19 protein-coding genes are annotated in these 15,547 nt (G+C 49.3%); all 19 read left to right on the top strand.

The window, feature by feature from the left end; genetic code table 11:
- The first annotated feature begins 9 nt into the window (after positions 1-9).
- The 19 genes from HMPREF9473_RS14295 (at position 10) to HMPREF9473_RS14205 (ending at position 15,536) form a co-directional block, all read left to right on the top strand.
- Positions 10-486, top strand: a complete 477-nt coding sequence (locus HMPREF9473_RS14295; RefSeq protein ID WP_006780847.1) for a hypothetical protein — start codon at positions 10-12, stop codon at positions 484-486.
- A gap of 2 nt (positions 487-488) precedes the next feature.
- Positions 489-956 (top strand): GNAT family N-acetyltransferase, encoded by a 468-nt coding sequence (locus HMPREF9473_RS14290; RefSeq protein ID WP_006780846.1) that lies wholly within the window; start codon positions 489-491, stop codon positions 954-956.
- A 61-nt stretch (positions 957-1,017) separates the two neighbouring features.
- On the top strand, positions 1,018-1,545 hold the full coding sequence (locus HMPREF9473_RS14285; protein ID WP_006780845.1) for an AAA family ATPase: 528 nt from the start codon (positions 1,018-1,020) through the stop codon (positions 1,543-1,545).
- A gap of 62 nt (positions 1,546-1,607) precedes the next feature.
- On the top strand, positions 1,608-2,078 hold the full coding sequence (locus tag HMPREF9473_RS14280; protein WP_006780844.1) for a GNAT family N-acetyltransferase: 471 nt from the start codon (positions 1,608-1,610) through the stop codon (positions 2,076-2,078).
- Positions 2,079-2,104: 26 nt separating this feature from the next.
- Positions 2,105-2,866 carry an MBL fold metallo-hydrolase gene (locus tag HMPREF9473_RS14275; protein WP_006780843.1) on the top strand — a complete coding sequence of 254 codons (762 nt, stop codon included), beginning with the start codon at positions 2,105-2,107 and terminating at the stop codon, positions 2,864-2,866.
- 109 nt (positions 2,867-2,975) lie between these two features.
- A complete protein-coding gene (locus HMPREF9473_RS14270) occupies positions 2,976-3,533 on the top strand; it encodes a GNAT family N-acetyltransferase (RefSeq protein WP_006780842.1) in 558 nt (185 codons plus the stop codon).
- A 27-nt stretch (positions 3,534-3,560) separates the two neighbouring features.
- The gene (locus tag HMPREF9473_RS14265; protein ID WP_006780841.1) at positions 3,561-4,286 is read left to right on the top strand and encodes a LytR/AlgR family response regulator transcription factor; all 726 of its coding nucleotides are present in this window, start codon (positions 3,561-3,563) and stop codon (positions 4,284-4,286) included.
- Positions 4,283-5,575 (top strand): sensor histidine kinase, encoded by a 1,293-nt coding sequence (locus tag HMPREF9473_RS14260; RefSeq protein WP_006780840.1) that lies wholly within the window; start codon positions 4,283-4,285, stop codon positions 5,573-5,575. The genes HMPREF9473_RS14265 and HMPREF9473_RS14260 overlap by 4 nt, the downstream gene beginning before the upstream one ends.
- 149 nt (positions 5,576-5,724) lie before the next feature.
- Positions 5,725-6,486, top strand: a complete 762-nt coding sequence (locus HMPREF9473_RS14255; protein WP_006780839.1) for a hypothetical protein — start codon at positions 5,725-5,727, stop codon at positions 6,484-6,486.
- Between the two features lie 4 nt (positions 6,487-6,490).
- Complete coding sequence (locus HMPREF9473_RS14250) at positions 6,491-7,990, top strand: hypothetical protein (RefSeq protein WP_006780838.1); 1,500 nt, start codon at positions 6,491-6,493, stop codon at positions 7,988-7,990.
- A 14-nt stretch (positions 7,991-8,004) separates the two neighbouring features.
- Entirely contained in the window at positions 8,005-8,676 is a 672-nt protein-coding gene (locus HMPREF9473_RS14245; RefSeq protein ID WP_006780837.1) for an ABC transporter ATP-binding protein, read from the top strand.
- Positions 8,677-8,822: 146 nt separating this feature from the next.
- Positions 8,823-9,182 carry a DUF2089 domain-containing protein gene (locus tag HMPREF9473_RS14240; RefSeq protein ID WP_006780836.1) on the top strand — a complete coding sequence of 120 codons (360 nt, stop codon included), beginning with the start codon at positions 8,823-8,825 and terminating at the stop codon, positions 9,180-9,182.
- A 59-nt stretch (positions 9,183-9,241) separates the two neighbouring features.
- Positions 9,242-9,628 carry an SHOCT-like domain-containing protein gene (locus HMPREF9473_RS14235; RefSeq protein ID WP_006780835.1) on the top strand — a complete coding sequence of 129 codons (387 nt, stop codon included), beginning with the start codon at positions 9,242-9,244 and terminating at the stop codon, positions 9,626-9,628.
- 11 nt (positions 9,629-9,639) lie between these two features.
- Positions 9,640-9,903: a hypothetical protein gene (locus tag HMPREF9473_RS14230; RefSeq protein ID WP_006780834.1), complete on the top strand. Its 264-nt coding sequence runs from the start codon at positions 9,640-9,642 to the stop codon at positions 9,901-9,903.
- 140 nt (positions 9,904-10,043) lie between these two features.
- A complete protein-coding gene (locus tag HMPREF9473_RS14225; protein WP_006780833.1) occupies positions 10,044-11,540 on the top strand; it encodes a YjjI family glycine radical enzyme in 1,497 nt (498 codons plus the stop codon).
- The gene (locus tag HMPREF9473_RS14220; RefSeq protein WP_006780832.1) at positions 11,540-12,373 is read left to right on the top strand and encodes a YjjW family glycine radical enzyme activase; all 834 of its coding nucleotides are present in this window, start codon (positions 11,540-11,542) and stop codon (positions 12,371-12,373) included. Before HMPREF9473_RS14225 ends, HMPREF9473_RS14220 begins: the two co-directional genes overlap by 1 nt.
- Positions 12,374-12,684: 311 nt before the next feature.
- Positions 12,685-13,566, top strand: a complete 882-nt coding sequence (locus HMPREF9473_RS14215; RefSeq protein ID WP_006780831.1) for a transketolase — start codon at positions 12,685-12,687, stop codon at positions 13,564-13,566.
- Position 13,567: 1 nt separating this feature from the next.
- Positions 13,568-14,500, top strand: a complete 933-nt coding sequence (locus tag HMPREF9473_RS14210) for a transketolase family protein (protein WP_006780829.1) — start codon at positions 13,568-13,570, stop codon at positions 14,498-14,500.
- Between the two features lie 88 nt (positions 14,501-14,588).
- Entirely contained in the window at positions 14,589-15,536 is a 948-nt protein-coding gene (locus HMPREF9473_RS14205) for a nucleoside hydrolase (RefSeq protein ID WP_006780828.1), read from the top strand.
- The last annotated feature ends 11 nt before the right edge of the window (positions 15,537-15,547 follow it).

Raw genomic sequence — 15,547 nt, 5'->3', positions numbered from 1 at the left:
AAGCATTATATGAAAGATTTTATGGAAGCGCTGAAGAGCGAAAGGAAAAGTACGACACTGCCGGAAGAGTATAATTATTTTGGAAAACTGATTGGAAGCTGGCAGATTCACTATGTTGAGGGTGACAATGACCGTGTAATCCAGGGCGAATGGCATTTTTCCTGGGTTCTGGAGGGAATGGCAATACAGGATGTTATTATCTTGCCGGATTATGAATATGGGACGTCACTTCGTATCTTCAATCCTGATACACACGCGTGGGATGTGGCTTACGGCTATACGGGGAAAATAATACAACTGGTAGCGAGAAAACAGGGGGAAATGATCGTTCTTACATTCACCAGTGATGAGAAGAGAAAGTGGGTTTTTGTCGAGATTGGTGACAATCAATTTCATTGGCAAAATGTTACGGTAAAAGATGACGGTGAATGGCAGATAAATGCAGAGATATACGCGGAACGAAAGAGTGAATTTATGGAGGTCTGAAGTTGAATTTAATATATAAAAGAGCGACGATAGATGATATAGAAATATTAACGGACACAAGGATAGAGGTATTGAGGGCCGCCAATCAATTATCAGAGGATGTTGATATGTCGGAAGTAAAGAAACAATCCTATGACTATTATAAGAAAAGTCTTGCAGATGGAACCCACACCGCATATCTGATATATGATGGCGATATAGTTGCAGGCGCCGGAGGCATCAGCTATTACAGGGTAATGCCCACATACCACAATGTCAGCGGAAACAAAGCCTATATCATGAACATGTACACAAATCCAAATTATAGGAGAAAAGGGATAGCGTATAAGACGTTGAAATTACTGGTAGATGATGCGAGAAAAAAAGGAATTACTCACATTTCTCTCGAAGCAACAGACATGGGACGGCCGTTGTACGAAAAATTCGGGTTTGTGAAAATGAATGATGAAATGGAGCTGCCAAGCAATTAAATTCTCATTGGCTGGACCGTTGTTCAGAGTGTAAAATGTATGTTTAATGGAGAAAAAATTTATGGGAACCGGAATTATTATATGTGGTTTAAATGGCACGGGAAAGAGTACACTGGGAAAAGTCCTGGCAGAAAAATTGGATTTTTATTTTATTGATAGTGAAAACTTATATTTTCCTGTGACAGACTCTTGTTACAACTATGCGTTTCCGCGTACCCGCAAAGAAGCTGAAAAGCTCCTGCTCCATGAGATTACACTACATAAAAACTTTGTTTTTGCTTCCGTAAAAGGAGATTATGGAGAGTTCATCCATCCCTTTTTCCAGTACGCCGTTTTGATCGATGTTCCGAAAGATATTCGGTTACAACGAGTTAAAAATCGTTCCTATCAAAAATTTGGTAACAGAATGCTGCCGGGAGGAGATTTACATGAGCAGGAGGAAGAATTTTTCCATTTTGTCGAATCCAGAAAGGAAGAGGATGTGGAAGAATGGCTGCAATCGTTAAGCTGCCCTATTATACGAGTGGATGGAACAAGGTCCGTTGAGGAAAATGTAATATTAATTGTAGAGCAAATAAACATATTATAAAAACAGTTAAAAACAGAGAAATGAACAGAACGCAAAAATCAGAATTTACGGAGAAAAAGCACATGGAATTTAGATTTGCAGAGAGAAAAGATACCTCATTGATTTTACAATTTATAAAAGAACTGGCTGATTATGAAAAGATGCTGGATGAAGTTGTGGCAGATGAGAAGATGCTGGAGGAATGGATGTTTGATAAACAGAAAGCGGAAGTGATTTTTTTGCTGGAAGATGGCAAAGAAGTTGGTTTTGCGTTGTTCTTTCATAATTTCTCAACGTTTCTTGGACGGGCAGGTATTTACCTTGAAGATTTATATGTACGGCCGGAATACCGGGGGAAGGGCTATGGGAAAGCCATTTTGAAAAAGCTGGCGGCTATTGCGGTGGAACGAGGATGTGGAAGACTGGAATGGTGGTGCCTTGACTGGAACAAGCCCAGCATTGACTTTTATCTGTCGCTGGAAGCGGAACCGATGTCGGATTGGACGGTATACCGAATTGCCGGAGATACGCTGAAAAAACTTGCTGAGGAATAGCTATAACATGAGAAGGGAGAAAGTAAATGGATAACTGGTTTACAATAGATAAAATAGACGCCCAAACTTACATGATCAGTGAATATCGGCATTGGGAGGAAACGCATTGCTATTTGCTGAACGGAAGTCAGCGAAGTCTGCTTATTGACACCGGACTTGGCATTTCAAATATATATGATGAAGTAATAAGACTTACGGATAAGCCCATTACGGCAGCTGCAACTCACATTCACTGGGACCATATTGGAGGGCACAGTTATTTTCCGGATTTTTATGCGCATGCGGAGGAATTAGAGTGGCTGAACGGTAAATTTCCATTGTCCCTGAAAACAATTAGAGAAATGGTTGTTGACCGCTGCGATATACCGAATGGTTTTGACGTAAACGATTATGAGCTTTTCCAGGGAAAGCCGACAAAAGTATTAACTGACCATGATGTAATAGACATTGGTGGAAGAAAAATTGAGGTATTACATACGCCCGGACATGCACCTGGACACTTATGTTTTTGGGAAGAAGAAAAAGGGTATTTATTTACTGGCGATTTGGTTTATAAAGATATATTATTTGCCTATTATCCATCTACCGACCCGGAAGCATACCTTGCCTCACTGGAAAAGGTTTCCGCATTGCTTGTAAAAAAAGTATTTCCTGCACATCATTCGTTGGAGATACAGCCGGAAATTTTAATTCGTATGCGGGAAGCATTGAAGCAATTGAAAGCAGAAGGGAAGCTTCATCATGGCAGTGGTACATTTAATTATGGTGACTGGGGAATATGGTTATAAAAAGCTATGGAGCAAATGCGATGGATTATCAAGAGTTTGACAATGCGATTGAGCAGTACAATGATTTATTTTATAGAAAAATGATAAATCGAAATTAGCGGAGGTCATGATGGCAGAATTATTTGGTGTATTTCCATATTTAGAAAACGAAAAAATTGTGATAAGAAAAATGGAATCAAATGACGTTGCAGCGTTGTCAGAGATAAGCAGCAACGATCATATTTATAAGTATATACCGCCGTTTTTATATAAGAAAAGTAACAAAGCCTTAGAGACTGCAATCAAAAATCTTGGTGGAAAAGATTTTGAAAAGAAAAAGTATATCATTGCAGGAGTTTATTTAAAAGATAATCCTGATAGGCTTGTAGGTTTGGCAGAAATGTTTGACTATAAAAAGAGAGAAAATAAAATAACTGTGGGTTATCGTCTAAATGAGGATTATTGGAATAAGAAAATTGCAACAAATGTTTTGAAATTGATGGTTGATTATTTAGTAAATGAAGTTCATATTGCAACACTTCAAGCATTTGTTATGCCAGAAAATATATATTCATCAAAAGTGCTATTAAACAATGGCTTTGTAAAAGAGGATTTTACGGTGCAAGAAAAGAATTGGGGCGGCCAAGAAATGGTAACTGTTGATGTATACACATACAAAAAGGACTAGATAAGAATGTGGAGGGAGGCCCCGTTTATGGGACTGATTGTATTAGTGGAAGACGAGCCGGGGGCGGTGGCGCTCATGCGGCGGTATATGGAGAATAGTCCGTTTGAGCACAAGCTCGTAGCTTTTGCAAAGGCAGCAGAGGCTCTTTCCTATGCGGAGAAAAACAAGGTAAATTTATTCATTTTGGATATTCAGCTTCTGGATTACCGGGGGACGGAATTGGCGAGACAGTTGCGCTCCATGCCGGAATACCGGTTTACACCCATCCTGTTTACCACGGAGCTGGCCGGGGAGGAATTGTCGGCTTACCGGGAAATTAAATGCTACGATTTTCTGGTGAAACCATTCACGGAGGATGAATTTCAAAAAACGCTAAAGGCGGCTCTTGAGATGGGAGAGCAGATGCAGGCGGCTCCGGAAATCCTTCGGATTGAGCAGAAACAGTTTCTGTTTGAATACGAAATCGGAAATATCCTGTATATGGAATCTTTTGGGAAAAAGGTTTTTATCCACACCGCCCAGGACGGTGGAAGCGAAGTGACAGACCAGATTTCCGGTTACAGCCTGTCGCGGCTGCTGAACATGGCGCCGCAGAACCGTTTGTTGCAATGTCATAAGAGTTTTCTGGTCAATCCGGTTTATATTTATAAAATAGACAAGGCAAACCGCCTGCTTTACCTGAAGGGATGCAAGACAGCTGTCCCGATTGGTGAGAAATATCAGAAAGCAGTGTTTGAGCGTGAACTGCCATGACAATTTCCATCATTTTTCAGAGCGCACTGGACGGGCTTCTTCTGTCTCTCTCCAGTCTCGGTCTTCTTGGCCGGTCAAGGGGGAAAATGGAGCGGCTGTTGCCACTGTTGCTCGCCGGCATCTGTTTGCTTACCCGTCTGGGACTTGGGGAGCAGGAAGCCGAAATGGCATATGCCGTGCTTCCGGTGGACGATATCGTGGCGTTTTTGTTTCTGTTCCTCGGCGTTCTGTTATTAAACAGCCTGTGGTTTCAAAAGAGTGAGGGACATACGCTCTTCGGCACGGCGGCTGCATTTGCGCTGTATCTTCTGCTGAGAGAGGCCTGCCTGTTGTTCCTGGCCCTGTGTGGCCTGAAGGAGCCCGTGTGGTATCTCTATGTGGGCCGGGTTCTTTCCCTCTGCCTGTGGCTGGTCCTTTGGAGCACGGGAGCCCTTCGGTGGCTGAGGGAGAAGCTGGCGGACGGGGACCTCGTCATCTGTATCGTGTGCAGCAACACGGCGCTGCTGCTTTTACTGCTCCTCATTCTGGTTCAGTTCGACCTCTCCGCCATGCTCCGCTGGCTCCCAGTGACGGCGGGAGCGGTAGGTTTATTGGCAGTCTGCGACGTCACGGTCATGCTTCTTCGCCAGCACCGGATACAGGCCAGGCGGCGTACCGCGATGCTGGAGCAGTATCTTCCTCTGGTGGAGGAACTGATTGAACAGGTGCGTGCCCGCCAGCATGACTATAACAACCAGATGATGGCGGTTGCGGCCGCAGTTTCCACCGCCCATGATTTACAGGAAGCCCAGGAGGCGGTGACCTCACTGCTTCAACATGTAAGGCTGGACGGCATGGATAAGGAGTTGCTAAAATGCGACAGTAAGGTGATAAGCGGTCTTCTGTTTGGGAAAATGAAGCAGGCGGAGTTAAAACAGGTCCGCGTGGAAGTGACCATAGCGGGCGGGTTTCTCGGCCGCGCATTATCGGAGGCCGACTGGGTGGAGCTGATTGCCATTTTGCTGGACAATGCCATCGAGGCGGCTTCGCCCGGAGATGTGCTCTATGTCAGAGCGATAGAGGAAACGGAGGGCCTCCGGTTTTCCGTTTCGAATCCACATATGGCGTTATCCAATATGGAGTTTGTTCAGATGTTCCGGCGCGGCTGGTCAACGAAAGAGGAGGCCGGGCACGGTTACGGCCTGTATAATGTCCGCCACATTGTGGAACGCCATGGAGGGAAGATTATTACTGGCAATGACAGGCTGGATGGAATCCCCTATATCACCATAGGGGTATTGGTTTCATGAAAATGGAGACAAATAATAGCAGGGGTTTTATGGGGCGGACCGTTTCGTTCCCATAAAACCCTTGTTTGTTCCCAGAGTCTTGCCTTTACGGCCGGGGATGATAAGATAGAGATGCAAACGATAAAATTCAACTGAAAGGAAGTGCAGACATGCGAAATTTTATATTAGAGGGGAAGAAAATAGCCAGGCCGGTTCTCGTCACAACGTGTCTCCTTACGCTGCTGACCTGTATTCTTTCCTGCACCCTGTATCGGAATTATACCCTCCATTTTGAACTTGACCCATGGGAGATTGGCACGGAGTTTTTAAGCCTGTTGTTTCCCCTGTTTGTCACCATCCCGATTTGCTGGCAGCTTTACTATGAGCGCCGGGACCGTTTTCTGACCTACACCCTGCCACGGCTTGGAGGGCGGCGTTACCTGTTTACAAAGTGGGGCGCGTGTGCGGCGGCCGCATTTATCATTATCATGGTACCTTATTTTATCTCCGCTCTGTTTGCGCTGTACGTCAGGGAGCCGCAGGAACTTTGGCCGCTTCCCACAGGCTATGACCATGTTTTTCTGAAGCTTTATGCCAATAAGCCGGTTCTCTATGCATTCCTGCTTTCTCTGTGGAAGGGGCTGATGGGCGTGCTGACCATGACGTTTGGCTTTGTGCTGGCACTTTACGGCAGAAATATATTTGTAATTCTGACAGGACCGTTTATCTATGTCATTTTGGAGAATTTCTTTTGGGCAATCCTTGGAGCACCGGGACTGCGCTTTGTGACGGCCTTTGAGCCTACCAGCATGAGCGCTCCGGCAGTTCATGCCACATCATTTGTAGCGGGGCCGGTTTTGATGTGTGTTGTGATGGGATTGGTGGCGCTTTATTTTCAAAAAGTGAAGAAACGCTCCATTTACCAGGTGTGATTGTATGATGAGCCGGGTATGGGGGAAGGCTGGACTGGGGAAATTTTTCCTGCTTTTTGGGCTGACCCTCCTGTTTGGACTGGGGGAAAGGATGGGGGCGCAGATTTCGCTCCCGACGCATTTGCTGACTGTCTTAAACGACCAGTATTACGTCACATTTGCCGTGCTGCCTGTGATTCTGTTTCTCTGCGCCGGCGAGATGGAGGACGACACGCCGTTGGTGCTGGTGCGTTATGGGACGTATGGGCGGTACTTTTTTCACAAATGGCTGGCGCTGTCAAGCGTTGCGACGCTGTTCTGGCTTGGGCAGATGGCGGCGCTCCTGCTCTCCGGCATAGGTCTTCCTATCGCCGGAAGCTGGACGGAAGCGGCGGGGAGCCAGTGGCAGGAAGTGTTTCTGCTGTTGGAAAGGCATTTTCCATCAATGTGGGCCGCTATCCTCGGATGTGCCGGGCAAATGCTTCTGGGGTACTGTCTGATTGTGCTGACAAGTCTTTTCCTGGGCCATTTTTGCAGCCGTTCTATGGCGGTCAAGCTGCTCATGGCCCTTTATTTATTCGCGGCACTCTGGATTAAACTGCCGGTTATGTCACGGCCGCCTCTGGTGTATTTGACCGGACTGAATCATTGGGTGTTTCTGCTTCACAATCTGGCGGAGCCATGGCGCCTGCCATTGACTGTGGTGACTACGGCAATTCCTGTGGCCATGATGGTGTGGCTGGCTGCCCGAAGATGGCAGTGGAGGATTTCCTTACCCAGACGCGGCGGGCAGGGACTGGCCTCCTGTTACCGCCGCATCCTGTTTACCGGAAATAATGGGTTGATACTGTCCGGGCTGATTCTTCTTGTGACGGCCTGGACCTGGATTTCCGGGGGAGCGCCGGAGGATAGCACGGATTGGCTGATTCGCCTGTTTGCGGGACACGGCACCGGATATTTTTACCCGATGGGCCTTTTGACACTGCTGGTTATCGAGGTACTCCCTCTGTGGCCGCTGGGGGTATTCTGTACCCAGGCAGTCGGAGAGCGGTCCGCTTTTTTGACCGTCCGGCTGCGGAGGCGAAGAGAACTGCTGGGGGCGCTCCTTAATATGGGGCTTCTCTGGATACTTCTATATGGCTGCCTATTGCTCCTTGCGGCCATCGTGCCGCCATTGCTGTTAGACTTTTCTCTGGATTTAGGTTTGACTGCAGCCGCAGTGGGATTAAAACTTCTGGATGTGGCGTTTCAATTCCTGATAATTCTGTCCGCTCTCTGCGTGACGGGACAGGCGACGGCCGGATTTGTGGCTGTTCTGTTGTTACATTTTCTTTGCATACTGCCTATTTCATGGCTCCCGGCAGGACTTTCCAGTCTGGCACGGCTGAACTTTCCGCAGATGAACCTTCCGCAGACGGGAGGAACCATATCGGCTGCGGCCGCAGCCATGCTATTGTCAGCTCTTTCCTTGACTCTGATTCTCTGGCTTTATAAGTGGGGAATCAAACTGCTATTCAATCATTAAGGAGGAATCAATCTATGGAACCTATTATTTCATTAAATCAAGTAAGCAAGAGTTTTTCCGGACGGCGTGTTCTGTCCGATATCTCTCTGAATATCGAAAAGGGAAGCACCGTTGGCATCGTCGGTTCGAACGGAAGCGGAAAGTCGGTGCTGTTCAACATCATCTGTGGCTTTCTGGTCCCTGACAGCGGTCAGGTCCGTGTGAGAGGACAGGTCCTGGGCAAAGGACGGGATTTCCCAGAAAACGTAGGAGTGTTGATAAATTCCCCCGGCTTTATTGGTCTCAATACAGGACTTCAGAATCTGCGGTATCTGGCCGGCATTCGCGGTGTGGCCGGCGAGAAGGAAATTCGCCTGGCTATGCAGAAGACAGGACTTGACCCGGAGGATAAAACAAAGGTGGAGCATTACTCCCTTGGCATGAAACAAAAGCTGGGCATCGCCCAGGCCATCATGGAAAATCAGGATATCCTGATTTTGGACGAGCCGTTCAATGCCCTCGACTATAAGACCTACAATGACACAAAAGAGATTATCCGCGTCCTCCAGGCAGAAGGCCGGACAATCCTGATGACCTCCCACAATTATGACGATTTAGAAACGCTTTGCACCCACATCTATGCCATAGAGGATGGAGAACTGGGGGTTTTATCCGGTGAGGAGATGAAGAAGCGGTTTCGCGGATGAATAAATAAAAAAACAAATAATCAAGAATAAAATTAATAATATTAATATAAAGATTAAAAATATTAATATTATAGTTGACATTTATGATATTAAGGTTTATAGTAATGATAAGTTACAAGAAATCATAACAGAAGGGAAGTGAGTCCATGAAAAAAGTCATCAGCCGCTGTCCGGTGTGCAACAGGGAATTGACCGTGACACGATTGAGGTGTGATTCCTGTGAGACGGTGATTGAAAATAATTTCAGTCTCAGCAAGTTCGACTATCTCTCCGATGAGGAACTGTACTTTACGGAGACATTTATCCGGTGCAGGGGGAATATCAAGGAGGTGGAGAAGGAGCTTGGAATATCTTATCCGACGGTCCGTGCCAAATTGGATGGGATTATCAAAAAGCTGGGATACGACGCCGGGCCGGATGAGCAGGCGATGAAGCGGGAAGAAATCCTGAAAGCGCTGGAAAATGGAGAGATAACCGCGGAGCAGGCGATTGCCCAGTTGAAGTAGATTCAAGCCGGAACAACAGATAGGAGCGGGAACAACGGATAGGAAAAAGGAGATAAATGATGGATGAGAAATTGAGAATTTTAAAAATGGTGGAAGAGGGAACCATCACGGCGGAGCAGGCCGCGGAACTGATGGCGGCCATGAACGTGGAAGCGCCGGAAGTGGAGACAGCGATGGAAAAGACAAACTATGACAAAAAGATGTTCCGTATCATTGTGGACAGCACGGGTGGAGACAAGGTCAATATCCAGTTCCCGGTGGGCGCCATCAAGAAGATTCTGAAGGTAACCGGGAAACTTCCCATCTCGGAGAAAAACCTGGAGGGTGTGGATATCGCCAGCATGATGGACGCTGTCTCCGAGTGCCTGGACGCGGAGATAGAAGGGGATTTTGTCAACGTGGATGCCATGGACGGAACCACGGTCCGGATTTTTGTTGACAAATAGAGGATAACTGCATGAAGGTAAAAATCAGGACAAAAGATGTCCACTTTGCCATGCCCGTCCCAGTCACCATGATTGGCTTTGTCACCAGACTGCTGCCGGACAGCATTTTCGAAAAGCTGAGAGAGCAGACCCCGGAGCCCTACGACTGCCTGGTGACCAAAGCCAATATCAGCATGATACTGAGCGAATGCCAGGACATTCTGGCGGAGAATAAAGGTCTCGAGATTGTCCATGTGGAAGCCCGGGATGGCACGTTTATATCCATAAAATTATAGCAGAACAGCCGCTGGCCCATGTATTTGGAAACCAGCGGTATTTTTATTATCCCCGCTGTGCCACCTGTCATATTACTGCCCTGAATTCAATGCTATAATGAAGCTAATCTATTAACAGACAAAGGAAAGGACGGAACATTATGGAACATGTATTGGATGTGCTCACGTCGAAGACATTGACGTATGAGCAGAAAGTGTTTTCGTTGGCGAAAGAAGCGGAAGACAGCCTGGATGTGCTTCCGATTCCTGCCAGGACGAAGGAATTTTTTGAGACAGGGGCGTTGAATGATTTGTTTGAGGGGCATGCGCCTTATCGGCCGCGTTATATTATGCCGGATTACAAAAAGTTTGTGGAGCAGGGGAGTGAGTTTCTGCGGCTGGACCCGCCGAAGACGCTGGATGAGCTGCTGTCATCGTTGCAGGTGCTCTATCACCATGTCCCATCTATCACGGGATTTCCGGTTTATCTGGGGGAGCTGGATACCATGATAGAGCCATTTTTGAGTGAGGAAATGACGGACGAGGAGATTAAGGAGAAACTGCGCCTGTTCCTGATTTTCCTGGACAGGACGATTACGGACAGCTTCTGTCATGCTAACTTAGGCTCAAAGCCTACCAGAGCGGGGAGACTGATTCTGGAATTGGAGAAGGATTTGCAGAACGCGGTTCCAAATCTGACATTGAAATATGACCCGGAGGTGACCACGGACGAGTATGCGCAGCTTGCCATCTACACATCCCTGTTCTGTGCCAACCCCGCCATCTGCAATGATGTATTGAACCGAGATGCCTACCCCTGCGAGTACGGAATTTCCAGCTGCTACAACATTCTGCCCATCGGCGGAGGCGCTTACACCCTGTCACGTATCACGTTGACAGAACTGGTAAAAAGCGCGGAGTCCATTGAGCATTTCCTGAATGTGCTTCTTCCGGAATGCCTAAAGGCCGTTGGCGACTACATGAATGCGCGTGTGACCTTCCTGGTGGAGCAGTCCGGCTTTTTCGAGTCCTCCTTCCTGGTACGGGAGGGATTGATTCAGAGAGATAAGTTTGTGGGAATGTTCGGAGTCACCGGTCTGGCGGAGTGCGTCAATCACCTGATGGCGCCGAAGGGCTTAAAGTACGGCCACAGCAAGGAGGCCGATGACCTGGGTGTGCAGATCATGGACATCATCGAGGCCTTTGTGGCGGAGTTCCCGGCGGTCTATTCCGAGATGGGAGACGGCCACTTCAAGCTTCATGCCCAGGTGGGACTGGACAGTGACAAGGGCATCACATCCGGCGTGCGGATTCCGGTGGGAGATGAGCCGGAGGAACTGTTTGACCATCTGCGCCACAGCGCCAGATTCCACCACTATTTCCCGACAGGAGTGGGCGATATCTTCCCGTTCGAGGTGACGGCCAGAAAGAATCCGGCGGCGGTGCTGGATGTGGTGAAAGGCGCTTTTGAACTGGGGGTCAAATACATCAGCTTCTACGCGTCGGACAGCGATTTGGTGCGTATCACCGGCTTCCTGGTGAAACGCAGTGAGATGGAGAAATACCGGAATAACGATGTGGTGCTTCAAAATACCACTGTTCTGGGAAGCAAGAACTATGACACCAACCAGCTGGCCAAGAGGAAGGTGCGTTCCTGATGAAGACGGCGCCTGTAAACAGAATCATTCCCATGAGCGTGGTGGACGGACCGGGAAGCCGGACAGCCGTCTTCCTCCAGGGGTGCAATATCGCCTGTGCCTACTGCCATAACCCGGAGACCCAGAAGCTTTGCTGCGGCTGCGGCCTCTGTGTGGCGGAGTGCCCGGCTGGCGCGCTGTCCATGACGGAGAAGGGCATACGCTGGGAGGAAGAGTTGTGCACCGGCTGTGATACCTGCATTCATGTCTGTCCTCACCGGGCGTCGCCGAAGGTGAAGGAAATGAGTGCGGAGGCGGTATTCCGGGAGATTGAGAGGAACCGGCCGTTCATCCGGGGAATCACCGTATCGGGAGGGGAGTGCAGCCTGTATCCGGAATTTTTGACGGAGCTGTTTGGCCTTGCCAGGGAAACGGGACTCACCTGCCTGATGGACAGCAATGGGATGGTGGATTTATCGGAATATCCTGAGCTTTTAAATGTCTGCGACGGAGTCATGCTGGATGTAAAGAGCTGGAACCCGGATGTCTACCGGAAGCTGACCGGGGGAGACAACCAGGTGGTACTGCAAAACCTAGATTTGTTGGCGGAGAAAGGATTGCTTGCGGAAGTGAGAATTGTCTGCAAACCGGACGTCGTAGATGCGGAGTCTGCCATTCAGGGTATCGCGGAGCGGCTGCGGGGAAAACTGGATTTCCGTCTGAAGCTGATTGCCTTCCGGCCATACGGTGTCAAAGGCTGGATGCAGAACATGGAGCCGCCATCTCAGGAATATATGGAAGAGCTTGCCGCGCTGGCCAGAACCTGTGGCTTTTGTGATATCATCATTACATAAGCGGAAGGATGAACAGTAACAAAAGCGAGATAAAATAAAAGCTAACGTATAGAAGCACAAACACAAATACAAATATAACCACAAGAGCAGAACCTCCCGGCCAGGCGCCTACCTGGCCGCGGAAGGTCCTGCTCTTTTTCTCTTTGTGATAACTGCACAATACATCCCACAAAAAAACATACAAAATTAACAAAATGAGAAAATTCTGTGAATTCCCTATTGATTTAAACGTATAAATGAACTATGATAAAACCACACAAAAATCAGGCAATAGACAAGAGAATAAGTTCAGGAAAGGAGTCAGGAAAACATTGAATAAAAAAGAGGCAGAGGCCCTTCTGGTGCGCCGTGACATTGTAACCATGCTCCACAGCGCAGGTTCCGGCCATCCGGGAGGTTCCTTATCAATCACAGAGATACTGGTATCCCTGTATCATCACATTTCCGTCCGCCCCGATGAGCCGGACTGGGAAGACAGAGACAGAGTGGTTATCAGCAAAGGCCATGCGGCGCCTGCGATATATGCAGTTCTGGCGGAGCATGGATATTTTTTAAAGGATGAGTTTAAACGTTTAAGGAAACTGGGAGGAAAACTCCAGGGACACCCGGATATGAACAAGACGCCTGGTATTGACGCGTGCAGCGGTTCGCTGGGCCAGGGATTTTCCACATCTATCGGAATGGCGCTGGCGGCCAGAGTGTTAAAGAAGGATTACCACGTGTACGCCATCCTGGGAGACGGGGAGCTTCAGGAGGGAATCGTCTGGGAAGCCGCTCTGGCGGCGGCCCACTACAAGCTGGACAACTTAACCATGATTATCGACTGCAACGGTCTCCAGATTGACGGCGCCACCGATTCCGTCATGTCACTCGGCGATCTGCCCGGCAAGATGCGGGCTTTCGGCTTTGAGGTGAAGGAAGTCGACGGCCACGATATGGAAGCCCTTGACCGAATCTGGAAGGAAGCGCCAAACGGAAAGCCGATCTGCGTGATAGCCAGAACCACAAAAGGCAAAGGCATCTCCTTCATGGAGGGAAAAGCGGAGTGGCACGGCAAGGCCATCACTCAGGAAGAGTATGAGGCCGCCATGAAGGAACTGGACGAGGCAGAGCAGCATGGCATGGCCGGGCAGCTGGACCAAGCAAAGCAACCGAACCAAGCAGAACAATCAAGCAAAAAAGGAGGAATGTGACATGGCCGATAAATCCATGAGAGAGGCATACGGAGATGCCTTACTGGAGCTGGCGGATGATGAGACCGTGGTGGTACTGGACGCGGACCTGGCGAAAGCCACATCTTCCATAAATTTTGCGAAGAACTACCCGGAGCGCTTCTTTGACATGGGCATCTCCGAGCAGAACCTGATGGGAACCGCGGCGGGAATGGCCGTCAGCGGCTTAAAGCCCTACGTCTCCACCTTCGCCATGTTCGCGGCGGGAAGAGCCTTTGAGCAGGTGCGCAACGCCATCTGCTATGCGAAAGAGGGTGTGCGGATTGTGGCAACCCACGCGGGTCTCTCCCCCAACGCCGACGGCGGAAGCCACGAGACCATCGAGGATATCGCCCTGATGCGTGTCCTTCCGGGAATGACGGTCTTAAGTCCCTGTGACTACAACCAGGCGAAGACCATGATTAAGCAGATGAAGGACATTAAAACGCCTTCCTATATCCGCCTTTCCAGGCACCCGGTGCCAACCGTGACGAAACCGGACGCCCTGCTGCAAATCGGCGTCATCGACGTGCTGAGAGACGGAGCGGATGTCTGTATCGCCGCCACCGGCATCATGGTGGCCGAGGCGTGCAGCGCCGCCGAGCAGCTGAAAGAAAAGGGAATTGACGCCGCGGTCTTAAACGTACATACCATCAAGCCGCTGGACAGCGAAACCATCCTCCGCTATGCGGGGAAATGTCCTCTCATGGTCACGGTGGAAGAGCACTCCGTCATTGGCGGCCTTGGCTCCGCCATCTGCGAGGTGACAGCCGGCTCCGGCCTGGGCTGCCGGGTATCCCGGATGGGAATCCAGGATAAGTTCGGCCAGTCCGGCGATTTGCAGGAACTGATGAATGCCTACGAGTTAACCGCCAGCCACATCGTCAGCCGCGTCATCCAGCTGACAGGACGGTAAAACCCGGCACGGCAAAAAAACAGGTATAACAAAACAGGCATAACAAAAACAAGCATAACAAATATAAAAAAGAACAGGAGAAATAACCATGAAGAAAATACCGGTCCTCATTGATTGTGACACAGGAATCGACGATATGCTGTCCTTCATCCTGGCATTGTCCTCCGAGAAACTGGACATTCTCGGCATCACCACCGTGGCAGGCAACCAGAAGCTGGAGCTGACCACCTACAACACCTTAAACGCCTTAGCCCTCATGGGCAGAGAGGAAATCCCCGTAGCCAAAGGCGCCTCCAAGCCCTTGGAACGCCCATTAAGAGACGCGGGCTACATCCACGGAGCCTCCGGCCTTGGCAACTACGTTTTCGAGAACCCCACTGACAAGCAGGTGGAAGACTTAGACGCGGCGGCATTTATGCACAAAACCCTGATGGAAGCCAAAGAGCCGGTGACCATTCTGGCCCTGGCGCCACTGACCAACCTGGCCCTGCTGTTAGAGAACTACCCGGAATGCAAGCCCAACATCGAGCGCATCGTCTTCATGGGCGGCTCCATCCGCACCGGCAACCCAACCCCGGTCTCCACCTTCAATGTGCTGGTTGACCCGGAGGCGGCCAAATATGTGTTAAAGAGCGGCGTTCCCTTCCACATGTGTCCATTGGACACCACCAGACACGCCTACACCACCGACGAGGAAATCGAGCGGATGGGACAGATGGACAGCCCGGTTGCGGCCATGGCCCACTCCATCTGCAAATTCTACAACGACACGGTGGAGAAGGGCAACAACGCCCAGAAGCGGTTCAAGGGCCTGTGCATCCACGACCTGTGCACGGTGGCCTACGTCACCAACCCGGAGCTGTTTGAGACCGTCACCTATTACGGCGATGTGGAGACAAAGGGCGAATTGACGACCGGTTTCACCATGATAGACTATGAAGATATCCTTAGAAAACCGGAGGAGGAGAAGAACATTGTCTTCATCAATTCCGTGGACCGGGACGGCTACATGAAAGTCTTTTTTCGATGCCCTTGAAACCTTCACAA

Source organism: Hungatella hathewayi WAL-18680 (assembly GCF_000235505.1).
In the GTDB taxonomy this organism is placed as follows: Bacteria; Bacillota; Clostridia; order Lachnospirales; family Lachnospiraceae; genus Hungatella_A; species Hungatella_A hathewayi_A.
This window is presented reverse-complemented; position numbering and strand designations above follow the sequence as displayed.